Origin of the sequence: Pseudoalteromonas sp., assembly GCF_018402495.1 — a bacterium.
Classification (GTDB): Bacteria; Pseudomonadota; Gammaproteobacteria; order Enterobacterales; family Alteromonadaceae; genus Pseudoalteromonas.
In genome coordinates this window covers 232,242-255,816 of record NZ_JAGYIU010000005.1, presented here as the reverse complement: position 1 = coordinate 255,816, position 23,575 = coordinate 232,242, and the positions used below count along the sequence as shown (strand labels likewise).

The 23,575-nt window shown below is 40.4% G+C and carries 15 protein-coding genes; 9 read left to right on the top strand and 6 right to left on the bottom strand.

The window, feature by feature from the left end; genetic code table 11:
• Positions 1 to 39: 39 nt before the first annotated feature.
• Entirely contained in the window at positions 40 to 2,856 is a 2,817-nt protein-coding gene (locus KG708_RS16245) for a PD40 domain-containing protein (protein WP_213611508.1), read from the top strand.
• 65 nt (positions 2,857 to 2,921) lie between these two features.
• Here KG708_RS16245 and KG708_RS16240 read toward each other — a convergent pair whose 3' ends face one another.
• Together KG708_RS16240 and KG708_RS16235 are read right to left on the bottom strand one after the other, a co-directional pair.
• The gene (locus tag KG708_RS16240) at positions 2,922 to 4,085 is read right to left on the bottom strand and encodes a hypothetical protein (protein WP_213611506.1); all 1,164 of its coding nucleotides are present in this window, start codon (positions 4,083 to 4,085) and stop codon (positions 2,922 to 2,924) included.
• A gap of 48 nt (positions 4,086 to 4,133) precedes the next feature.
• Positions 4,134 to 5,267 (bottom strand): PepSY-associated TM helix domain-containing protein, encoded by a 1,134-nt coding sequence (locus tag KG708_RS16235; RefSeq protein WP_213611504.1) that lies wholly within the window; start codon positions 5,265 to 5,267, stop codon positions 4,134 to 4,136.
• A gap of 269 nt (positions 5,268 to 5,536) precedes the next feature.
• On the opposite strand from KG708_RS16235, the gene KG708_RS16230 reads away from it, so the two are divergent.
• Both KG708_RS16230 and KG708_RS16225 read left to right on the top strand, forming a co-directional pair.
• The gene (locus KG708_RS16230; protein WP_213611502.1) at positions 5,537 to 6,151 is read left to right on the top strand and encodes a PQ-loop domain-containing transporter; all 615 of its coding nucleotides are present in this window, start codon (positions 5,537 to 5,539) and stop codon (positions 6,149 to 6,151) included.
• 45 nt (positions 6,152 to 6,196) lie between these two features.
• Positions 6,197 to 6,985, top strand: a complete 789-nt coding sequence (locus tag KG708_RS16225; RefSeq protein ID WP_213611501.1) for a PhzF family phenazine biosynthesis protein — start codon at positions 6,197 to 6,199, stop codon at positions 6,983 to 6,985.
• Positions 6,986 to 7,040: 55 nt separating this feature from the next.
• Here the strand turns inward: KG708_RS16225 and KG708_RS16220 are convergent, their stop codons facing one another.
• The gene (locus tag KG708_RS16220) at positions 7,041 to 9,548 is read right to left on the bottom strand and encodes a zinc-dependent metalloprotease (protein WP_213611500.1); all 2,508 of its coding nucleotides are present in this window, start codon (positions 9,546 to 9,548) and stop codon (positions 7,041 to 7,043) included.
• Between the two features lie 289 nt (positions 9,549 to 9,837).
• Here KG708_RS16220 and KG708_RS16215 point away from each other — a divergent pair, with 289 nt between their 5' ends.
• The 3 genes from KG708_RS16215 to KG708_RS16205 all read left to right on the top strand — a co-directional run bounded on the left by KG708_RS16215 (position 9,838) and on the right by KG708_RS16205 (position 16,333).
• Positions 9,838 to 11,016, top strand: coding sequence for an efflux RND transporter periplasmic adaptor subunit (locus KG708_RS16215; RefSeq protein WP_213611499.1), 1,179 nt, complete (start codon positions 9,838 to 9,840; stop codon positions 11,014 to 11,016).
• 13 nt (positions 11,017 to 11,029) lie between these two features.
• The gene (locus KG708_RS16210) at positions 11,030 to 14,161 is read left to right on the top strand and encodes an efflux RND transporter permease subunit (RefSeq protein WP_213611498.1); all 3,132 of its coding nucleotides are present in this window, start codon (positions 11,030 to 11,032) and stop codon (positions 14,159 to 14,161) included.
• 99 nt (positions 14,162 to 14,260) lie between these two features.
• Positions 14,261 to 16,333 (top strand): prolyl oligopeptidase family serine peptidase, encoded by a 2,073-nt coding sequence (locus KG708_RS16205; protein WP_213611497.1) that lies wholly within the window; start codon positions 14,261 to 14,263, stop codon positions 16,331 to 16,333.
• Between the two features lie 64 nt (positions 16,334 to 16,397).
• Here KG708_RS16205 and KG708_RS16200 read toward each other — a convergent pair whose 3' ends face one another.
• Positions 16,398 to 16,871 carry a Dps family protein gene (locus KG708_RS16200; RefSeq protein ID WP_008112861.1) on the bottom strand — a complete coding sequence of 158 codons (474 nt, stop codon included), beginning with the start codon at positions 16,869 to 16,871 and terminating at the stop codon, positions 16,398 to 16,400.
• A 403-nt stretch (positions 16,872 to 17,274) separates the two neighbouring features.
• On the opposite strand from KG708_RS16200, the gene KG708_RS16195 reads away from it, so the two are divergent.
• Positions 17,275 to 17,484 carry a hypothetical protein gene (locus KG708_RS16195; protein ID WP_213611496.1) on the top strand — a complete coding sequence of 70 codons (210 nt, stop codon included), beginning with the start codon at positions 17,275 to 17,277 and terminating at the stop codon, positions 17,482 to 17,484.
• Here the strand turns inward: KG708_RS16195 and KG708_RS16190 are convergent.
• Entirely contained in the window at positions 17,481 to 18,086 is a 606-nt protein-coding gene (locus tag KG708_RS16190; RefSeq protein ID WP_213611494.1) for an alpha/beta hydrolase, read from the bottom strand. The two genes, KG708_RS16195 and KG708_RS16190, sit on opposite strands and share 4 nt — an antisense overlap.
• A gap of 29 nt (positions 18,087 to 18,115) precedes the next feature.
• A complete protein-coding gene (locus KG708_RS16185; protein ID WP_213611493.1) occupies positions 18,116 to 18,652 on the bottom strand; it encodes a YaeQ family protein in 537 nt (178 codons plus the stop codon).
• 91 nt (positions 18,653 to 18,743) lie between these two features.
• Between KG708_RS16185 and ylqF the strand changes: the two genes are divergently transcribed.
• Together ylqF and KG708_RS16175 are read left to right on the top strand one after the other, a co-directional pair.
• A complete protein-coding gene (gene ylqF / locus KG708_RS16180; protein ID WP_213611492.1) occupies positions 18,744 to 19,688 on the top strand; it encodes a ribosome biogenesis GTPase YlqF in 945 nt (314 codons plus the stop codon).
• Positions 19,689 to 20,112: 424 nt separating this feature from the next.
• The gene (locus tag KG708_RS16175) at positions 20,113 to 23,562 is read left to right on the top strand and encodes a PAS domain-containing hybrid sensor histidine kinase/response regulator (protein ID WP_213611488.1); all 3,450 of its coding nucleotides are present in this window, start codon (positions 20,113 to 20,115) and stop codon (positions 23,560 to 23,562) included.
• Positions 23,563 to 23,575: the final 13 nt, after the last annotated feature.

Here is a 23,575-nt window from a genome sequence, read left to right as displayed (position 1 = left end):
ACTCTGAGCATTATTAAAGACGCTATCTAAAGGATTATTGTGAAAAAGTCACTCATTGCATCAGCCTTGTTACTGGCTGCACCTAGCTTTGCTGCTAATTGGCAAACCATTCATACTGCGCATTTTAATGTGCACTTTAGTGCTGAGCATACTGATTTTGCCAAATCGACGGCGCTAGAGCTGGAGATAGTTCGCACTAAGGTGTTGGAGCAGCAAAATCGTGCGCTTGATAAAATCGTTGATGTGGTGGTGTTTGATCCACTAAATGCAGCCAATGGTTTTGCCTTACCGACCTCTAATAACCCTGTTATGGCGCTTTTTACCACGCCGCCGCAATCGGATACCGTAATTTCAAATTCACCAGGCTGGCAGCAATTATTGGTGCTACACGAATACATTCATTTAGTTCATTTAGCGCAACCTACCCGCAGCGAGTGGCAGCAAAAGATTCGCGGGGTATGGGATCTTTACGATTTAACCTATAGTGATACACCGCGCTGGGTTGCTGAAGGCTATGCCACTTTAATCGAATCTAAAATGACAGGGCGTGGACGCTTATTTGATAACTATTCTGAGTCAATACTCAGGGAGTTTGCTCAGCAAGGTGCGTTGCCTACCTATGCACAACTAAATAGTGGAGAGGGCTTTATGGCAGGCTCCATGGCGTATTTAATGGGGAGCCGCTTTTTACATTGGCTAGAGCAAAATTACTCAGAGCAGCTAGTTGATAATGTATGGGTTCGTATGCGAGCAGTTAAGTCTCGAGATTTTGACGAGGCATTTTCTGGTGTATTTGGGCAAAGTGCTGCCAAATTGTATCGTCGCTTTATTGCAGAATATACCTATAAAGCCATGCAGCAAGAGCAAACCGAATCACCACTTAATAGTAAGCTGTGGCTTAAACTTGATTTATATGCCAGCAACCCTGCACTTTCAATCGACGGCAGCAAAATTGCGATAGTTGAGCGAGATAAAAAGAGTAATACTAAGCTCATAATTTATAGCACCGAGCAGAACACTAAAGCACAAGCGCAATTTACCAAGGCGCAAAAGCAACTACTTGAAGATGACGCTGAAGATATTCCTGATACCGCGCCTAGTGTGTTTAAACGCGAGCAAAAACAAGTATTAAACCAAATAAACCGCGCTGGTATTGCCAATCCGCAGTGGGTAAACAACCACACGCTTTTCTTTAATGCCTATAGCAGTGAAGAGTCGGGCATGTATAACAAGGTATCTGACATTTTTAGCTACAACACCGATACCGGCAGCGTTGAGCAAATGACTAAACTTGCGGGGATTCGTCGTTTTAGTGTTACCCGTGACGGTGAAACGCTTTATGGGGAGCAAATAAGAAATGGCTACTCTGAATTGGTTAAAGTTAACCTTAATACGCAAAGTATAACGCCATTATTCTCCAAAAGTTTAAAAACCACTTATGACTACCCAGTGCTTAGCCCCGATGAAACAACATTAGCTTATTTATCAACGTCGTTAAACGAAAACTGGCAATTGTATATACAAGATTTAGATGGTGATGTTAGGCAGTCAATCCCTATGCCTAACGGGTATCAGTATTTAAGTCAGCCGAGTTTTAGTCAAAACGGGGAGTCAATTTATTTTGTCGCTGGTTTAAATAATAAGACTGATATTTATAACTACCATATAAAAAATAACACCCTCACACGCTTAACTGATGGGCAAGAAGCGGTTGCCCACCCACTTGAAACAAAAGAGGGCACATTGCTTTACTTCAGCATTAGTGCCGAGGGCCCAGATGTAAAGGTATTGCCAAAAGCGATAAATAAGACAGTTGTGACTGAACTTGCCAAAACGAGTAAAGCACCACTGTTAATGGTAAATAAGCATACCCTGCCACCGGCGCAAATATATACCGATGAGGTAGTAGAGCAAAGCGATTACGCGATACTTGATCAGCAAGCAACATTTGCACTAGGGGCTCAATATTCTTCAGCGTCAACCAGTTTGTTAAGTGTAGGTATAAAAAGTAGCGACCTATTAAAGCAGTTAGATTTACAAGCGGGTTATAATATTGATTTGCATGAAGACGCCTTACATGGAGGGTTTGCACAAGCAAAATACAATGCGCTAAATACAAAATTTAAGTTTGTGTTATTTGATTATAGCTTAGATGCCTCAAAACAATATCAGTCTAGCTTAAATGCCGATATTGATGCGCGTGGTGGGTTTGCTGCAATGAGTTATCCGCTTAAATTTGGCCAATTAAAGTTAACCCCAGAGCTTGCCTATAACTATACAGACTTTACACACAGCCATAAAAAATGGACGCGATTAAGTATCGCTCAAAGCTGGCAACATGACCGCCAAGCATTTGCGATAGGGCAGCGTATTTATGCCAGTGTTTACGATGGAAGTAATAAAAATAGCCATTGGCAAGGCTATGATCTTGAAACAAAACTATTGGGTAAAGCGTTTAATATACCCGTCTTTGTTAATTTTGAACAAAAGCAAAGAGACGACAATAGCTTAGCCTTAGGTGGATTTAGTTCAAACTTGATTAATCAGCAACAAAGCAGTGAATTTGTTTTTGCTGCTGAACTGCCTTTTTATAGTGCAACGGCGGAACGCTATAAAGGTTATGGTGGCGGTATTAGTTGGGCACAAGGCATGCCATGGCTTTATTACAAGCAACATCAATTAGATAGTCGCGTATACGCGCAAAGTTATGGTTTAAAGTACCAAGGTAACTTTAGCTTTGATATGGGGCCTGCGGGCGTTAACGACCTTAATATTGACCTAGGACTGTCGCGTGTTGAAGGCGACAGTTTTGAAGATGAAATGCACGCGTGGTTAAGCTTTTACTATTCACTATAAAAGTTTATTTAGTCTGAGTTATGATTATAAGGGGTAATACTCATAACTCAGGTTATTTAGCTAGATCACTCATTACCTCTTAAGGATAGTAACTTAGCTTGATAAAGGTTAAGCCTTTGTTTATTTCGTTCAAGCTTAATTGCTTTTTCAAGTAACACTTGTGTTTTCTGGGTATTTCCTTTTTGATGGTTTATCTTTGCTAGCTCTAAGTAAAGCTCTGCAATATAGGGGGCTTTTGTTATGGCTTGTTCAATGTGCTTTGTAGCGGTATTGATTTGTCCTATTTCTAGGTCATTCTTTGCAATAACTAAAAGCTCAAAGGGATTCTTTTCTACATGCGCGAGTTCACTTGTTAACTGTTCAGTAAGCTGTGTATTACCAAGTTGTTTAGCTAAAACAAGATAGTTACTGAGTAAATTTATACTAACAAACTTGTTATCTAAAGCTGTTTGATAAATAAGTTGTGCACTTTTTAAGTCACCTGCTCGACGGTGTAAAACGCCAGCCATATTAAATAGCTCAGAGTCATAAGGCGTATATTTATTTGCTTGTATAATAAGTGAATATGCAAGATCAAGCTGGTTATTTTCCAGCGCATCAGCAGCTAAATTACTATAAAACTTAGAGAGGAGATCATTATAATCAGCGTTATCAGAGTACACACTACCTCTAGTAGGAAAGTAATCTATTAATGTTCCTGGGCGTGAAAAACTAATAATATTCAGATCTTTCTCAGGGAGTTCGTCTTTCGGAGTATAAATCATCGTTCTAAAATGATTTGCAACATAGACTATATTGTCAGCTTTAGAATATACTGGCTCACTAGTCATTTCTTGAAAGCTGGTTTCAAGGCCTAGTATTTGTGCATAGCTTTGCGTAAGAACAGCAAGACTAATGCAATTACCTTGCCCAAGGGCTACTGCTTGAGATGCTGAGTGCGTGTCTTCATCGTATGTGAAATTTGAGAAGTGCCTTTCTAAGTAGTTATATACGATACGATCTGTTCTAATATTGTTTGTTTGCTGTTTTACAAAAAAAGCTAAGAAGTGCTTTTTTTCAGCTTCTGGCAGAGAAAATATCGCCTCCTCGGAGGGTGTTGTTTGCTTTGAAAATAACTCATTATTGATTAAGTTTGTTAACTGAGGGCGCTCAGCCTCCTGGTGGGTAGTGTTGGCACAACCCGTAATAAATAAAAAAATAACAATTGTTAATAACTTGGCAGTATTCATGAATACACTCCTTTGTTGATGTAACCCTACAATGGAGTCAGTGTTTTATCAAGCGTTAATATTTCTACGTTGCATGACACGATTTTTTTGTGAATGCTTTTTACGTTTGCGGCGGGTAACCCATAAATAAAATCCAGTGCCTGCAAGCCATACGGGGCTTAGGCCAACAATACACCACAGTATTTTACTGGCAAGCCCTGCAAAATAACCAAAGTGTAGTTTTCTAAAGCTGTCTATTACTTGCCAACCAACACCGACTTCACGAATATCCCAATTAGCCATGTGTTCACCTGTTTGCTTATTGTAGGTTATGGTATTGGCGTATTCACTGGTAAGTGGATTACTGGTATTTACTTCGCCAAAGAGAGTGATATTTTCATCAGGCTCTCGTGGGAAAACTAAAAAAGTAGTGTTAAATGTCGGTATTTGCAGCTTGCTATCATTAAGAATGCGCTCAAAAGAGATGTCGTCACTATATAATTTATTTGTAATAGTGTGGTGCTCTTCTTCTGCGTGTTCTATTACTTCGTGATACCACACAGCGCCATTAAAATAGCCACCTGTAACAGCTAAAATAATAAGAATAGGCGAGCCTAACACGCCAGTCATTTTATGGATGTCACTAAGCACTATTTGTAAAGTTGCACGCCAGCGTACACTAAATAATCGCTGCCAAAATTTGCGGTAAATAATTAAGCCGGTAATACCTAAAACTAATAAAAATAGAGCAAAAAAGAACCCCAATACTGTGCCAGTTTGCCCAGGTAAGCTTTTTAAGTCGTTAAGTAAAAAAGTGTAATGGAGCTCTAAAAACCAGTCGGTAAAATAATGGGTTGTGCTTACGGGTGCTGATAAAATCTCTCCCGTGTATTGGTTTAAATGCAACTTATACCAATCGTCAGTGCCACGTTTTACTAAATAAAGTCTATCAGCTGTGGTGTTATTAAAAAGCTCCCAGCTTCCTACTACATACTCAGGAAAGGCTGCTTCGGCTTTATCTATTAATGAGTCCATAGGTAAGCGAGCAGCTTGCTGCTGTACCACAAAGTGTTTGTCAGGCATCAGTAAGCCGTCTATTTCGCTTTTAAACACTAAAACACTGCCGGTAATGCTGATTACAATTAACGGAATAATAGCTATTAATGCTAACCAACTATGAACTTTAAATAGTGTTTTCCTCATTTTTTTAGGCTTGTATATTAATTTAATTATATGCGCATGATAACAGTTGTTATTTAGATTACAATTTATGTTTGGTGCGCTGTGAAGTTTTAGCAACGATTTTTGTATACTCAAGTTGCCATTTAAAAAAACGAAAGTGTGCCTAAAGCTTGTATAAAACCTAGTCAACCCTACAATGCGCGCTTAAAATAAAACCTTTAAAAACAATTGTTTAAAAAATGTTTTTATTTGTTTTTTTCATTAACACTTATGTAACTAACGAGGTTGTTGTGGCGCATTACTTGCCTGTTTTATCTGTATTTATTCTTACTTTTAGTTTTTTGCCTTTACTGAAAAAAATTAAAAAAAATCGCAGTGTATCGGGTGTATCCTTGTTGATGATGACGTTTGGTGTTGCGCAAAGCATCTACTTTATTATTTATAACGTATTTTTTGAGCGCTATTATATGGCACTTCCTTTTATAGTAACGGGATGTTTAAGTGGTTTAATTTTATATTATTTTGCACGTTATAATGCTCAACGTTCACAGCGCCTGCAGTTAGTGGCTATGCTGGGGTTTTCTTTATTGCCATTTTTATTATTATTCAATCCACAGCTAGATACTGCAACAATACTCACATGGTTAACCTTTGTGGGTTTGGTTATGAGTTCTGTGAGAGTCATGCCACAAACGTATAAAACTTTACGTAGCGGTGATATTAGCAATTTAAGTGCACGTTATTTTAGCCTACAGTTTATAGCCGGTGTATGTGGTTTATTTGCAGAATTAGCGATGACAACCCCAAGTACGTCGCATGTTTTAACCTTTGTGATGATTTTACTGACCAATGCTGCACAGCTAGGTAGTATTCAATATTATAAAATGCGCCCTGTTGTCGCTTAATGTGTGGCAAGTTATTAAAAACTTAACCTGATAAATTGAGCAAAAATGCAACTTAAAATTCATCAAATAGATGCCTTTACTAATGAACTGTTTAAAGGCAACTATGCGGCCGTTATTGATTTAGACACTTGGCTTGATAATGAGCTGATGCTAAAAATTGGCGCAGAAAACAACGTATCCGAAACCGCGTTTACTTGTCGCCAAGCTAATGGTAGCTATGCTATTCGTTGGTTTTCACCGTTAATGGAAATTGACTTTTGCGGGCATGCAACACTTGCCGCTGCATATGTGTTGTGCGAACAGCATAATGTGTCACAGATTCGTTTTCAGGCAGCCGCTGTGGGCGAGTTAATTGTAAATAAAAGTGACGATGGCAGTTTTGCCATGACATTTCCAAAGCAAGCGCCAGAAGAGGTACATACTATTGCGCCAGCACTTCTCAATGGCTTGTCTATACAACCCGTCCGGGTGCTTAAAAATCGCCAAGCTTACTTTGCTATTTATAACAATGAGCAAGATGTACTAAACCTTAAAACAGACTCTGTATTGCTTAAAACATTGTTCCCGCTAGATGTAGTGGCAACCGCACCAAGCGCAAAATGCGACTTTATTTCACGTTATTTTTGGCCTGCTAATGGCGGTGATGAAGATTACGTTACCGGCTCAATTCATACCGGTCTTGCGCCTTATTGGGCACACGAGTTAGGAAAAACTTCGCTGAGTGCTTATCAAGCTTTTAGCCGTGGCGGATATCTGTATTGTGATGTCGCTGAGCACACAGTTACTGTGACTGGCTATGCTGTGCGTTATATGCAGGGCACTATTTATTTGTAATTGCTTATAATAAAAAGGCCACGCGAACCGTGGCCTTGTTTGGTTAATACTTAAACTACGCTTCGAGCGCTTTATTGATTAGGCGATCGATATACTTTTTATGTGCCTTTGTCGCTGTATCAGCACCCCATGGGGTGCTGCTGTCTGCAATTTGAGTTAATTGATAAAGCGCTGCGGCTTTTGCTAAGTTATCGTATTTACTTGCTTTTTCTAGGCCTGCAATCGCAATTAGCTGATTTACGTATTCAATCTGTAAGTTATGACTGATTGAATTCGCATTTTTACTATCAACAAAAATACTCGCAGTTAAATCCTCCATAAATTGCGTAAGACTGTATTGATTACCATATAAAGCGGTATCTGAAATACGCAGTAACACAGCAGGATGTAGTAGTTGGGCTAGTACACTCTTTTGCATGCCTAAAATCATTTTATGCGGTTTAGGGTCTTCGTTTTTACCGTAATGATTAAACCCACGACGCTGCTGCTGCATAAAGTTATACAATGGCTGCATGCTTTGTAGTACATCGGGAGCAAACACATACTCAGCTAAAATTGCCATTGCTTGGGTTTGGCGCTCAAGTGGTACTGGTGTAAAAGGCTGAGCTGCATTTTCATCGCCTACGACGGCACGCTCTACATATACCCCACCGATTTGACGAGATACCACGCCTGCTTGTGCTCGGTATTGACCAAATAGGCTGTTGGCAGAAGTAACTAGCTGTTGATAAGATTCACCGTTTACTGTGGCTTTGTCTTTAAGCTCTGAAAAGAGCGTATTGATCAGTGCCATTCTATCTGCACCATAGGCTGCGGGATTAGACGATAAGTCACCAATCATTACACGAGGGTCTATATGGCGCCCTGGTGCTCGCATGTCGTCAGCATCGTTACCAAAAGCAAGTGCATGTTCACTTGAGCGGGCAAGTATTTTTTTGAGACGCGTTTTTTCAGCTGCTTCATCTGTTAATGCTTGGCTGTAACCAAACTCAATTGCCCAGTCATCGTACGGACCAGGTTTAGTTTGGAAAATATCACCCTGAGCCATACCAATAGGAGCAATATTAGCAGGGGCATAATCCATCACTGAACCTGTTACGATCCCTTGTGTTTTATTTTTGTCGTGCACGTCTTTTTCATTCCACAAAATGGATGATTTCATATTGTGGTTTAAGCCTAGTGTATGCCCTACTTCATGTAACACTAGTTGAGTTAGGCCTTGGCGTAGCATTTCTTTATCTTCAATACCAGCGCCATTTGCTAAGCCTTTGGCCATTATTAGGTTTTGTTGTAATTGATGACCTAAAGAGCAATTAAGTTCTGAATTGCTTGTTGGTTGTGTATGGCTCATAGTGCCTTGGGTATATAGTGTGTCGTATATCCAGCGGTTTTTCATAAATACAAACTCAAGCATAATATCTGAGCCTAAAATTTCACCCGTTAACGGGTTTGCTAATGCTGGCCCGTAGCCACCAAACGGTGGTTTGGGTGATGAAGTCCAACGCAGTACGTTGTAGTTAATATCACCGGCATCCCAATCGGCATCGTCAGGTTGTACTTTTACTTCTATCGCATTTTTAAAGCCTGCTTTTTCAAATGAGGTATTCCAAGCTAGTACGGCATCACGCACAGTGTCTCGCCATTCAACAGGTGTGGTATTTTCTATCCACCAAGTAATCGGCTTTACTGGCTCCGAAAGCGCCGCGTTTGGATCTTTCTTTTGTAAATCCCAACGTTTAATAACATCTTGGTATGGCGCCCAGTCGGTTGATGTCATCTTATCAAACTGATTGGTGAAATAACCAATGCGTGCATCATCAAAGCGAGGTTGATAATTGTTCTCAGGTAAAGCAACAAATGAATGTTGTACTTTTACCGACACACTGCGTGGATCGCTTACGGCACTTGAACCTCGTACGGTTGGGCTGCTATTGGTAAAAACATAATCAACAACCACATCTAGGTTGTTAGGGTATGGGCGCTGTTTGATAATGCGTGACTTTTTATCGTCTAACTTACCTACTTTAAAACGTTTTTTAGCATTTTTATCGTTTGGGTTAGGTGTAGGGGATACTTTATGCAGTGCTTCACTTAAAAATAGCTTGTTAACATTAAAAGCTATTTTTCCTTCTTCTTGCTTTTCTATTTTTATACTTGCAAGTACCGCTTCGCTAATGTTTGCTTCGCTGGCTCTGGCTAGCGCGCTATTTTCATTAAATAAGTAGCGAGGGGTTTTACTAATAATATCAATACGATCAAAGTATTTTCTAAATTCAATCAGCTTTGTTTCACGATACGACCCACGAAAATGACCCGCATCAGTTACACCGTCAATGGTGTGTGCAAAGTAAACAAACGGGGTATCGAGTTGTGACTCGTTAATAACCATTAGGTGATCGCCGGTTTTTTTATCTTGATAAAGATTAAAGATACCCGAAAACTCGGTTTGGCCTTTAATCATTTCACTGAGTGTTTGTGGCTTTTTTTCTTCTTTGTCTGATGCCGCAGCAAGGTGGGTGCTTAACGCTATACTGAGCGCCAAAGTAAGTGTTGTTAGTTTCATAGCTTAGTCTTTGTCGTTATTAATAATTTTACTGTACGCAATATAATCTTAATTTCGTGCAGTCTCGTAACTAAATACTAACCTAAAATGATGAGCTTTATGATTTATAATGATAAAAGTTTGTAACAATACATTTATAGTGGGCTTAGCGATGCTTTTGGCAGGCTGTTACTTCGCTAAATTAGATGTTTTTTATACTTGTTTGTAACAGTTGCTTACAAATGTCACGTTAATGTTTCATTTGGCTTTGGTAGTATAGTGCTAATAGAAAATTCTGGAGTAATAGTAAATGCAAAGTAATGTACTTAGGTGGGCTTTTCCATTCGTCGCATTGGCCTTAGGTGTTGGGGGATTTGTTGCAATAAATGCCATAGCAACAGAGCCAGATAAAAAAGAAGTGATAGACACTCGCCCAACGGTACAGGTTGAGGCCGCAGCCGCCAACGATCACCAAGTCATCATTAATAGTTATGGTGAGGTAAAGCCGCTTGAAAATACTCAGCTCTCCGCGCAAGTCTCAGGTGAAGTGGTGAGCTGGCACCCCAACTTTGTTGCCGGCGGTGTTGTTGGTCGTGGTGAGGTTTTATTCACCATTGAAAAAGATAATTACGAGGCGGCTGTTTTGCAGTCCGAAGCTGAGTTAGCCCGAGCTCAAGCGCTCTTAATTGAAGAACAAGCACAAGCAAAAGTTGCAGAAGACGAAGCAAAACGTTTTCCAAATAAAGCGCGTACTGATTTGTTCTTACGAAAACCTCAAGTGCTGAGTGCGCAGGCATCGGTAAAGTCGGCGCAAGCAGCATTAAAAAGAGCGCAGCGTGATTTAGCTAATTGTGAGGTAACAGCGCCTTACGATGCATTGGTAATAAGTCGCAACGTAGGTGTTGGCCAGTTTGTTAGTATGGGCGCTCAGGTTGCTGAACTGAATAATATTGAAACAGCTGAAGTGATTATTCCTATTGCTGGCTTTGACAGTGTATTTTTACCTGAACGCGTAAAAGGGATAACAGCAACGGTTATTAAAACAGGGCTAAATGGTTTTACTCGCCAAGCCGAGGTAGACCGCGATTTAGGCATTGTTGATAACGCGACGCGTATGAGCAGTTTAGTGATAAGAATTGAAGATCCCTACGGACTTACTAACCAGCAGCCTGCAATTAAATTTGGCACTTATGTACAAGTGAATTTTGCGGGCACTATGCTCAATAATATTTATCGTTTACCGCAAGAGCTTGTGAATAACCAAACCGTATGGATTGTAAATGATGAGCAGCAATTAGAGCCGCGAAAAGTAAAAGTAATTCGTGAAGAGGGCGAATATTTCTATATCAGTGATGGCTTACAAGCAGACGATAAGCTCGTTATTACCTTGCCAGAATATCCACAAAAGGGCATGGAAGTGAAGGTTGCAGGCCTTCAAGGTGCTAAAGACATAGAGGCACCAAAAAGTGCATCTACTGAAAAACTTTAAGGTAGATTGAGTTATGAATAACACCGAACAGCCCAAGACCGCTAAACAAAAAGGGTTAATTGCTTATTTTGCTAATAACTCTGTTGCTGCTAATTTAATGATGTTGTTTATTATTGTAATGGGGCTAATAAGTTACTTTACCATTCAGCGACAAATGTTCCCTAATATAGAGGTTAACTATATTACTGTAACAGCTAATTACCCTGGCGCGTCACCGCAAGAAATTGAAGAAAGCATCTTAATAAAAATTGAGGAATCATTAAAAGACATTACCGAAATTAAAAAAGGAGTGTATCGCGCATTTCGTAACGGCGGCTCTGCCAGCCTTGAAATTAATACCGATGCAGAGCTTACCGACGTCCTCGATAAGGTAAAGCTGCGTGTTGATGGTATTGCGACCTTTCCTGCGGGTATGGAGCCGGTCACCATAAGTCAAGTAGAGTTCCGTCAAGATGTGATTGGCATGACGCTGGTGGCTGATTTGCCATTGACCGAGCTCAAGCCAATAGCGAATAAAATTGAAGATGAACTGCTACAGCTATCGAATGTATCGTTAGTGGTCAACGATGTGCCACTGGATGAAATAGCAATAGAAATAGAACCCGATACATTACGCCAATATAATTTAACCTTATCGGATGTAGCAAATGCGGTGCGTCGTTATTCTGCTAACTTTTCTGCGGGACAATTAAAAACCGACTCGGGTGTTATTTCGGTTCGAGTAGAAAACCAGTTTTATTCTGGTGAAGAGTTTAGGCAAATTCCGGTAAAAATTGGCGCTAATGGTGCCAAAGTGTTGCTACAAGACATTGCGACTATTAAAGATCAGTTTGTTGAAGGTGAGCGCTATTTTAAATTTAATGGCGAAAACGCCGTTTATTTGTCGGTAAAAGCCACCGAAGAGCAAAATATTATCCCGGTGGCCGACTCGGTGAAAGCGTATATAGATCAAAAGAATAAAGAACTGCCAATGGGTGTGCGAATAGAGCCGTTAATGGACTTTACCTACTACCTAAATGCGCGTTTAGACATGATGAAAGCAAATTTACTACAAGGCGCAATTTTAGTTGCCATTATGCTCTCGTTATTTTTACGTTTTAAGCTTGCACTGTGGGTGATGATTGGTTTACCTGTGTGCTTTTTGGGTGCGATGATGCTGATGCCGTTATTTGGTGTCACTATTAATATCGTGTCTTTATTTGCCTTTATTATGGTGTTGGGGATTGTGGTAGACGATGCCATAGTCATAGGTGAAAGTGCCTACACCGAAATAGAGAAAAAAGGCGGCGGGGTTGTTAACGTGGTTAATGGCGCTAAACGAGTCGCAACTCCTGCGACCTTTGGTGTACTAACAACCATTGCGGTATTTGCGCCGTTTACGCTTTCAAGCGGGCCTGAGAGCGCGTTCTTTTATGGTATATCTGTCGTTGTTATCTTGTGTTTAATATTTAGCTTAATTGAATCTAAGTTAATACTTCCTGCGCATATAGCGCATACGCATTTTTCGCCTATTAATCCTGATGGTTGGAGAGCACGCTTTAATAGTCGCTTTTTTGGCTTTGTAAATGGGCCGTATAGACAGTTTATTACCAATTGCATAAAGTGGCGCTGGACGGTGCTATTTAGCTTTATTGCGCTATTAATTTTTACTTTTTCGCTGATTGCATCAAAGCAAGTGAGAATGATTCCCTCACCTAAGGTGCCACATGACTTTCCGCAAATTAATGTAAAAATGAATGACAATGTTTCAGATATTCAAACTATTAATGCAATTCGCCAAATAGAAGCTATGGTACTAGCTATCGATAAACAAACCGAGAGCGCGGAAGGTCAAAAGATGATTCGTGATGTATTGGTATTCAATCAAGGCCGTACTGAGGCGCAATTACTCGCACCGCTGGTTGATGAAGACTTACGTCCTTATAACGCCTTTGAGCTCTCGCGTCGTTGGCGTGAAGCCATGCCTGATATTGCGGGTGTTAAGTCGTTGACTATTCAAGATGATGTTGGCAGCGGGGGCGGCGGCGGTGATGGTGAATTTGGCTATCTACTGTATGGCTCAGATATTGATACGTTAAATGATGCGGGACGCCGCTTCATTCAATTATTACAGCAACAAGAAGGTTTATTTGATATAAGCTCGACCATAGACCCGGCGAGTAAAGAAGTGCAAATGAGTTTAAAACCTGTTGCTTTTGACTTGGGATTAGATTTGGCATCGATTGCCAATCAGGTCGGGGCGAGTTTTTATGGTGGCGAGGCACAACGCGTTATTCGTCGCGGTGAAGAAGTACGGGTAATGGTGCGCTACCCTAAACTTACCCGTGAAGCTTTTTCGTCACTCAAACATGCAATTGTTACTACGCCACAAGGCAAAGAAGTATTGCTAGGGGATGTAGTTGAGCTAACCGAAGCCCCCGGTATCAGTTACATTCGCCGTGAAGGCGGTTATCGTACAGTTTATGTTTATGGCAACATAGATGAAGAGGTTATTGAGCCAGGTGAAGTGGTGAAGCAAGTTAAAGAGAATCTACTGCCACAGCTGCTAGACGAATACCCAAGTGTTAAGTCAGAGCTCGGCGGTGCAATTGAAGAGCAGCAAGCTCAGGCCGATGAGCAATTACTGTTTTTTGCAGGTGGTATGATTTTAGTTTACATATTACTGGCCGTGCCGCTAAAAAGTTACTCACAGCCTTTAATTGTTATGTCGGTTATTCCATTTAGTTTAACGGGTGCAATATGGGGTCACTTTTGGTTTGGTTTAGATATTAGCTTAATGTCGGGCTTTGGTTTAATTGCGGCCGCTGGGGTGGTTATTAATGACTCATTAGTCATGACTGATTTTATTAATCAGGCGCGTCGCGCAGGTATCAGTATTAAAGAGGCCGTTATTGAAGCAGGGTGTGCTCGTTTTAGACCTATATTACTTACCTCAATTACCACCTTTGCTGGGGTATTACCGATTATGTTTGAAACCAGTTTACAGGCTAAATTTGTAATACCAATGGCGGTAGCACTGGGTTTTGCGGTGATGTTTGCTACCCTGATCACCCTTATTTTAGTGCCATGTTTGTATATTATTTTAACCGACATTGGTGCGCTATTTAAGCGTCCGTTTGCAAGTAAAAAAGTGAGCGTGAGTTAACATTTTATAGCAAACTAAAAAGCCAACCGATTTAGCGGTTGGCTTTTTTATTTTCATGATAAACTGACCGTCATTGTTATTTTTTAAGCGGTTTTTTTTGTGTCTTCATCTGATTATTCTTTAAGCTTATTACCTAATTTCCCTATTGCTAAAAAGCAAGCTCATGCGCTGACGACTCACGCAAAAACACGCGTGGATGACTACTATTGGATGCGCGATGATGAGCGAAAAAATGCTGACATACTCGCACATTTAGCGCAAGAAAACGCCTATTGTGATGCACAATTAGCCGCCATTAAGCCTCTACAAAATACATTATTTGAGGAGCTTAAAGGTCGCATTGTAAAAGATGATAATACCGTACCGGTAAAAGACGGCCAGTATTGGTATCACTCAGAGGTTCGCGGAGATGATGAATATGCGCGTCATTATCGCAGTCGCAGTATGGCAATGGCTGATAAAGAGCTACTACTTGATGTTAATGAGCTTGCTAATGACTATGAATTTTATGAGTTAGGTGAAGTGGCACTGAGCCCAAACGAGCAATTAATGGCTTACTCTGAAGATACCGACGGCAGACGTATTTACACCGTTCGCTTTAAAGATTTAAGCAATAATGAAATGCTTGGCGATGTACTTGAAAATACCGAAGGGCAAGTTGTTTGGGCAAACGACAATAAAACCGTATTTTATGTCAAAAAGGATTTAACAACCTTATTGGGTTATCAAGTTTTTAGACACCAGCTTGGCACTGAACAACACCAAGATGTACTAGTATACGAAGAGCAAGACAGCAGCTTTTTTATGGGCTTAGGTAAAAGTCGTGATGAAAGCTTAATTATTATCGATTTAGCAAGCACAGAAACTAACGACATGTGGGTACTCGATGCCAATCAACCCCAAGGTGAGTTTACTGCGTTGATACCCCGTGAACAGGGGCATGAATTTGATATCGATAAGCTTGGTGATACTTTTTATATAGTGACTAACTGGCAGGCCAAAAACTTTAGATTAATGACCGCAACAAGCGACACCATTGCTGATAAAAACCAGTGGCAAACACATACCCCTCACCGTGAAACTGTATTATTAGAAGGCGTTGAACTATTTAACGACTTTATAGTGCTTAGCGAGCGCGAACAAGGCCAAGCACGCTTTATTGTGGTTAACAAAAACGGCGAGCGAATGAACCTTGAGTTTGATGATCCTTGTTACTACGCCGCTATTGCGATGAACCCAGAGCCAAGTGTAACCCATGCACGCATTTACTATTCAAGCTTAACAACACCAGGCTCGCTCTATAATGTTGATTTGAGTACAGGTAAAAAAACCTTACTTAAACAACAAAAAGTACTCGGTGATTTTAACGCAGAAGACTACCAGTCAGAGCGACTTATGATAAGTGCTCGAGATGGGGTGAAAGTACCCGTGTCGTTGGTATATCGTAAAGATAGCTTTAAAAAAGATGGCTCAAATCCGTTGTTTCAATATGGCTATGGCGCATATGGGATCACCATAGATCCGAGCTTTTCGAGCACATCACTGAGTTTACTTGACCGTGGTTTTGTTTATGCGATTGCACATGTGCGCGGCAGCGAAATGCTAGGGCGTTCATGGTACGAACATGGTAAAAAACAGCATAAACAAAATAGCTTTAATGACTTTATAGATGTTACCAAAGCACTTACCGAACAAGGATACGGTAACAAAAGTAAAGTGTTTGCCTCTGGTGGCAGTGCTGGGGGGTTATTAATGGGAGCTGTGGTAAATCAAGCGCCTGAGCTTTACTGTGGAGTGGGCTGCCATGTGCCATTTTTAGATGTACTCACCACAATGTTAGATGAAAGCATTCCGCTTACAACCAATGAGTATGATGAATGGGGTAACCCAAATGACCCCCATTTTTACGACATTATTGAAGCGTATTCACCGTACGACAATATTAGTGCGCAACACTACCCCAATATACTGGTGACAACCGGTTTGCACGACTCACAAGTACAGTATTGGGAACCAATGAAATGGGTGGCTAAAATGCGTGAATATAAAACCGATGATAATATTTTAGTGTTTAAAACCGACATGGATGCAGGACATGGTGGGGCATCGGGTCGCTTTAAGAGCTTAGAGGAAAAAGCGCTAGAAATAGCCTTTTTTATCGCTTTGTCATAGCCCGTAAATGATTGTTACAAAAAAGCCTCAGTAATAACTGAGGCTTTCTATTTTTTAAAATAACTTAATCTAGGTAGGCTTTTAACATCCACACTAGTTTTTCTTGCTCTTTAATGTAGTCACTCATTAATGACGCGGTACCTTCATCATCAGCTTCAGCGGCTTGTGCAAGAATATCGCGCTGCATTTTAATTAAGCTGCTGTATCCAGCAAGTAAGTTCTCTACTGCGGTTACGCCATCGCTGATCCCTTTTGCTTCTTTAATTTCACTTACTTCTAAGTAATCTGAAAACGCATGCAGTGGTGCTCCATCAAGCGTTAAGATACGCTCTGCAATTTCATCTACTTTTAATAGTAGTAAGTTATAGATTTCTTCAAACTTTAAATGTAATTCAAAAAAGTTTCGGCCTTTAATATTCCAGTGAAAACCGCGCGCATTCATGTATTGAATTTGATAGCTGCTTAATAATGTATTTAGTGACTTAATAATATCTTCACTTTTTGTACTGTTTAAACCAATTGCATTTACTTGCGACATATATTGCTCCTTAAATAACCGTTTTATGAATTTGTTTACACCTTGTTCAATACAATCAGTATTACCTAAGATGGTGTATTAATAAAATCGTTTATACATATTGGTGTCATAGCTAAAAGCTATCACCGTAGCTGCGACTTTTTAAATAAGTTAGTTAACGCTGTTCAATAGATATGGGTTGTGTTTATAAAAATACTACCTTGAGCAGTGAAATTATTTATTTTGTGAGTGCAAAATATGATCTAAAACAAGTTTTATTAACCTCAAGGCTGCCGCCGTTTTATTTATTGATATAGGTCAAAAAATAGACTCGTAGTGAGTGCATAATCTACCTAGGCCCGCTTAATAAAGTAGCTAAATTTTTATTAAGACTTAAGGTAGTCTCATTATTAGGAGAAATACAATGGATGCAAAAACAAACAAACAAAATAAAGCAGAGCTAATTAGTATTGGTATTGCATTGGTCGCGTTTGTCGTTGGATTAGTTGCACACTTGGCAGGCGCAAGTTTCGCTAACTTTGATACTTTTGGCTATATTGCAGCGCCTATGCCCCTAGTGCTCGGTATTATATTTGTAGTTAGCTATAAATTGGCTGCCGCGGCAGAAGACTAAACATCCTCATTCAAGCGTTCAAGAATATAGTTAACGACCTGGCGTGAGTAAATCATACTGGTATGGCTTAAATGAAACACCTTGTGTTCAGCCATACCTCTGAGCTTAGTCTCATCTAATAACACAGTGCCATCAGAGCGGCTGCCTTTTACAATGAGTGGCATTAAGCCAATCGGTAGATCGCCCGCAATGCTATATAGCTTGGCTTTAAAAGGCCAATCACCATTCTTAGAGAGTAAAAACTCAACGCTATTTTTTAATAATAGCTCGAACCCTTTTTGCTGCATTTTTTCAGCAATATGGCTGCCAGTATGTGGCGTTCCTAAGGTGATTACCTTTTCAACATGATGACTTGGCGCTGAGTTTGCCTCTAAATAGGCGCGAGCAACTAAGCCCCCCATAGAGTGACACACTAAAGCAGAAGGCTCGTTGCCAATAAATTCATCTATTTGCGAAAAAATAGCATCTCGATTAGGGTCGCGCGTATTGTAGGTTAGGTTTAAAACCTTAACGCCCGACTCTTCCAAACGCGAACACAGCGGGCGCATCACCAAGCCAGACATATACAAACCATGCAAAACAATAACGTGTTTAACTTTCATACGCGCCTACTTACTATTCTGAATCTAAATTACATTAATTGCTGAGGTTTTATCTCAATGTTAGTGGTGTCGGTATTAACCCACACTTCACCATCTTGAATGGTAATAGCCAATTTAATATTACGATCAACCAACGCAGCTAATAGCTGAGTGGCCGCATAATTAAGGCTAAAAATACTTAAGTTTTTAAACTCGTATAATTTAGGCTGATGCTTTTGCCACCAAATAGCTTGGTTATTCTCGCCATAGGTATATAAAATTACTTTTTTAGCTTTATTACAGGCTTTTTTAAGGCGCTTTTCATCTGGTAACCCCAGCTCAATCCACAGCTCTATTTCTTCACTGTAATTAATATGCCAAAGCTCCGGCTCATCATCAGCACACAAACCTTTAGTAAACTCTAATCCATCACAGCTATTAAGTGCAAACGCTAGTAAGCGGATCATCAAGCGTTGCTCAGTCTCTGATGGGTGTTGTGCCAAGGTTAAATTAAAATCTTGGTATACGTGACGGTCCATATCGCTAAGCGATAACTGCGCCTTCATGATGGTAGATTTGAGAGCCATAGTGTCTAATCTGAAAAAATTTGCGCCAGTATAGCGCAATTAAATGAATTGCCAGTTAAAATAGCTACAAATTATATGTTAGGAGTTAAAAATGGCTATCCAGTGGTTCCCTGGGCACATGAATAAAGCCCGAAATGAAATTAAAGAAATAATGCCACAAATGGATGTGATCATTGAAGTGCTAGATGCGCGCATTCCTTATAGTAGCGAAAACCCGATGGTGGCTACCTTACGTGAAGGTAAGCCGGTCATCAAAATTCTCAATAAAGCCGATTTAGCTGATCCTAAAATGACGCAAACGTGGAAAGACTATTTTGAGCAAGAAAATGGCGTAAAAGCCATTGCATTTGGTAACGATAAAGCCGCAGAAGTGCATCGAATTAATGAACTGTGTAAAAAGTTAGTGCCGCATAAAGTAGGTGCCGATAAGCAAATTAAAGCCATGATCATGGGTATTCCTAACGTAGGTAAATCGACGCTCATTAATGTGCTTGCTGGGCGTATAGTGGCTAAAACAGGGAATGAGCCTGCAGTTACTAAGGCGCAACAGCGTATTAAACTTGATGATGGCATTATGCTTTACGATACGCCTGGAATGTTGTGGCCAAAAGTTGAAAATGAAAACTCAGGCTACCGTTTAGGTGCTACAGGTGCGATACGTGATACCGCACTTGAATATGAAGAAGTCGCTAGTTACACCGCCGAATATTTATTGCATGCCTACCCCGAGTTATTAAAAGCGCGCTATAAATTAGAAGAGCTGCCAGAAAGCGATTGGGAGTTTGTTGAAATGGCGGGTAAAAAGCGTGGCTGCATTCGCGGTGGCAACCAAATTGATACGTATAAAATGTCTGAAATTCTAATTAATGAATTACGTGATGGCATTATTGGTCGCATCACCATGGAAACACCTGCCATGCGTGAAGAGGAAGAAATAATGGTGGCTGAACTTCGCGCGGCAGCAGAGGCTAAAAAGCAAGCCAAAGAAGAAGAGAAAAAACAACGCCGTGCGCGAGCACGAAAAAACCGCCGTTAATTTTTAAAGCGTAGGTTAAAGCCTTACGCATTAAATTACAGACATAAAAAAAGCCCGTAAGGGCTTTTTTAGTTTCATATCTACCGTCACCGATATGAGCAATGTAGCAAGTAAATGAGTAGGGCGGAAACGTGTCATAAACAGCAAGGGGCGTTGTGGTTTATAACAGGTTTCCATAGCAGTTAACGTGCGCTACACGTTGTTTCAGGGTCGAGAAACAAATGAACTTTTCCGTCACAAGAAGTATGTCTCGTCTTGTTGATAGTGATTATCAATTAGATTTAAGTAACTGTCAATACCTAAATGCAAATAATTCTTATTTTAACTTTTTGTTCATTTATAGCACTAAAGTAAGGGCTGCTTTTTGCTACACATCCCCTTATGCTAAGTTAAGTATTATAAAAATAATAACAAGAACAAAAATATGTTTTCAATTTGGTTTATTAGCCTTATTGCTGTGGTGTATCTAGGGATATTATTTGCAGTTGCGGGCTGGGCGGATAGACGTAAGGTGCTTCCTTTCAAAGGTTTAACCTATGGGCTGTCATTGGGTGTTTATTGTACCTCATGGGCTTTTTACGGCACCACGGCACAAGCGGCTAGTAATGGCTGGTGGTTGGCACCTACCTATGCGGGCACTATTATATTATTTATTTTTGGCTGGCAGCTGTATTGTCGTATTGCGCATATTTGTCGACAGCAAAAGCTTACTTCTATGGCTGACTTTATTGCCACTCGTTATGGGCAGTCGTCGAGTTTATCAGGGCTTATCTCACTTATTTCAGTGATAGCAATTGTACCGTATATTTCTTTACAACTTAGTGCGACCGCACAAAGTATTAATTTACTCACCGACCGAGCTCCGACACAAAGTAACCAAGTATGGGCAGATAGTACGTTTTATATTACGTTATTACTGGCTTTATTTGCTATTTTATTTGGCGCTCGCAGGCTCAAGCCCAGTGAACATAACCCCGGGTTAATTGCCAGTATTGCCTTTGAATCAATTGTTAAATTACTTGCCTTTATTGCGGTGGGCTTGTATGTGTGTTTTTCTATATTTGATAGCCCTATTGCTTTGTATGAACAGGCGCAAGCGCTAAACATACCAACACAAGTTGCCGCGACTCAAAGCCCCGTTTATGTCTATGTTGCACATACCTTGTTGGGAATACTCGCTACATTGTGCTTACCTCGCCAATTTCATATGAGTTTTATTGAAAACAATAATAATAATGAACTGGCAACCGCTCGCTGGTTGTTTCCGTTGTATTTATTACTGATCAACTTATTTATTTTACCTATAGCTTACGCTGGACTTGTTTATTTTAGTGATAGTAGCGTTGGTCAAGATACCTTCGTATTAGCGCTGCCAATGGCTGCAGATAATGGCGTGGTTACTTTACTTGCCTTTTTAGGTGGCTTTTCAGCGGCGACCAGTATGGTGATTGTGTCGGCAATAGTGTTGTCGGTAATGATAACAAACGACTTTATTAATCAGTTTATTTTGCGACGTTCTCAGTTAACGTCAAGCAGTCGAGGCTTGGATAAAAACAACTTATTGCATGCGCGTAAAATTGTAATTGTACTTATTTTATTACTCAGCTATTTCACTCATAGAGTGCTTGCAGAAACCACCACACTTGCAACCGTAGGGCTTATGTCGTTTACCTTAGTTGCGCAATTTGCTCCTGCGATGATTATTGGTTTATGGTGGCGCCACGCATCGTGTCGTGGTGCACAGCTCGGTATTTTAAGTGGCTTTGTAATTTGGGGTTATACTTTACTGCTACCTAATTTAGCCAGTGGTTTTGGGAGTCAAAGTAGTTGGTTAATAGAAGGGCCATGGCAAGTAGCTTGGTTGGCACCCACTAATTTATTTTCATTGAATTTAGAAAGTATTAGCCAATCACTATTATTGTCATTAGGCGCTAATACATTGGTGTATTTGCTAGTACCGTTTTTTAGCCGAGCAACGCTTGCTGAGCGGTTGCAAAGTAATAAGTTTATCTCACAGTTAAATGACTCCCGCCTAAACACTGCATTACAGCCATTAAACTTTGAAGATTTAGGCGCGTTATTGCAGCGTTTTGCTGAAAAAGAAGCGAGCCACTCTTTAGTGCAGCATTATTTTCCGCATGATAAAAGTCAATGGAAGCGTATCGCCAATGCTGAGCTTGAGTTGCTTGTAGAACGAGAGATGTCAGCGGTTATAGGTGGCGCATCAGCACGGCTAATTTTGGATGTAGCTAAAAACGAGCAACGTCAGCCTTTAGAGCAAGTTGCTGAGTTTGTTGATGAGGCCAGCCAAGTACTCAAATTTAATCGCGATTTACTGCAATCTACCATTGAAAACATTCAACAAGGTATTAGCGTAGTAGATAGTGAGTTGCGTTTGGTGGCATGGAATCAAGGCTATAAACATATGTTTAACTATCCTGGTAGCGCTTTATATATTGGCCGACCGGTGGCTGATATTATTCGCTTTAATGCTGAGCGAGGCTTGTTTCGTGGTGAGGATATTAATACAGAAGTCGATAAGCGTTTAGCCTACTTAAAACAAGGCAGCGCGTATAAATATCAACGTGCACATAGTGATGGCCGAGTATTTGAAATGCAAGGTAACCCTTTACCTGGCGGTGGGTTTGTAACGACCTACACCGACATAAGTGAATTTGTAAAACAACAAAAAGCGCTAACACAAGCAAATGTAAGCCTTGAAGAGAAGGTGGCTACTCGCACTGCGGCATTAACACAGGCTAACCAAGCGCTTTCCAAAGCTAAGCAAGTAGCAGAGCAGGCAACAGTAAGTAAAACACGTTTTTTTGCAGCGGCGAGTCACGATTTATTGCAGCCATTTAATGCCGCAAGTTTATTTTGTTCGTTAATGAACGAAAAAGCCCAAGATACTGAGCTTAAAGATCTAGCTATGAATATTAAAAACTCCTTAGCAAGTGCAGAAGAGCTACTTTCGAGTATTTTAGAGTTAACTAAACTCGATTCAGGTTCGTTTAAAGTGCAGTTAACGGAATTTAATGTGAGTAGTTTAATAGAGCCACTGCGTAATGATTATTTAGCACTAGCCCAAGAAAAAGGCCTCGGTTTTATATTGGAGTCGTGCGATGCGCGAATTTATACCGACAAAGCATTACTTAAGCGTGTACTACGAAACTTACTTAGTAATGCCATACGCTACACAGAGCACGGTGAAGTACGCTTAAAAGTCTTACTTGATGAACACCATGTATCGTTTGTGATTGAAGATACAGGGATAGGTATTGCCACCAGTGATCAGCAGAGTATTTATCAAGAATTTAAGCAGTTGGGTGATAAACCTAACGCCGAGGGGTTGGGATTGGGGCTTTCTATCACCAAACGTATTTGTGATTTATTAAATATTCCTTTGGTAATGGGCTCTCAGCTTAATAAAGGCACTCAATTTACTTTAACCATGCCATGCAAACCTAGTTTAAAAGCACAAACCACGGCGCATGTACCTGCCAATCCAGAAACTGAATTGGGACGTTTATGTATTTGGTTGGTCGATAACGATCGTAATGTACTTGAAGCACTGAAACAATTGCTTGAAAACTGGGGATGTGAAATTGCCACCGCCACCAACTTAATTGAACTTGAGCAACTCAAAGCAGTAAATACACTACCGCAGCTACTTATTGTTGATTATCAATTGGATGATGGTGTAACGGGGCTTGAGGTGATTGAACAAGCAGGATTAATGACGTTGCCCGCCATTGTTAATACTGCAAACCATGATGAGCAAATACGCGAGCGCGTTCTCGATGCCGGTTATCCTTTATTGTATAAACCACTTAAAGCACCGGCATTAAAAAGGATGATAAAACGACTAACTTAGAGTGTGTACACCA

Coding starts and splice junctions, on each gene's coding strand:
- KG708_RS16225 (WP_213611501.1), top strand. CDS start 6,197: ATGCAACTTAAAATTCATCAAATAGATGCCTTTACTAATGAACTGTTT.
- KG708_RS16175 (WP_213611488.1), top strand. CDS start 20,113: ATGTTTTCAATTTGGTTTATTAGCCTTATTGCTGTGGTGTATCTAGGG.
- KG708_RS16190 (WP_213611494.1), bottom strand. CDS start 18,086: ATGAAAGTTAAACACGTTATTGTTTTGCATGGTTTGTATATGTCTGGC.
- KG708_RS16215 (WP_213611499.1), top strand. CDS start 9,838: ATGCAAAGTAATGTACTTAGGTGGGCTTTTCCATTCGTCGCATTGGCC.
- KG708_RS16235 (WP_213611504.1), bottom strand. CDS start 5,267: ATGAGGAAAACACTATTTAAAGTTCATAGTTGGTTAGCATTAATAGCT.
- KG708_RS16210 (WP_213611498.1), top strand. CDS start 11,030: ATGAATAACACCGAACAGCCCAAGACCGCTAAACAAAAAGGGTTAATT.
- KG708_RS16195 (WP_213611496.1), top strand. CDS start 17,275: ATGGATGCAAAAACAAACAAACAAAATAAAGCAGAGCTAATTAGTATT.
- ylqF (WP_213611492.1), top strand. CDS start 18,744: ATGGCTATCCAGTGGTTCCCTGGGCACATGAATAAAGCCCGAAATGAA.
- KG708_RS16240 (WP_213611506.1), bottom strand. CDS start 4,085: ATGAATACTGCCAAGTTATTAACAATTGTTATTTTTTTATTTATTACG.
- KG708_RS16185 (WP_213611493.1), bottom strand. CDS start 18,652: ATGGCTCTCAAATCTACCATCATGAAGGCGCAGTTATCGCTTAGCGAT.
- KG708_RS16220 (WP_213611500.1), bottom strand. CDS start 9,548: ATGAAACTAACAACACTTACTTTGGCGCTCAGTATAGCGTTAAGCACC.
- KG708_RS16200 (WP_008112861.1), bottom strand. CDS start 16,871: ATGTCGCAAGTAAATGCAATTGGTTTAAACAGTACAAAAAGTGAAGAT.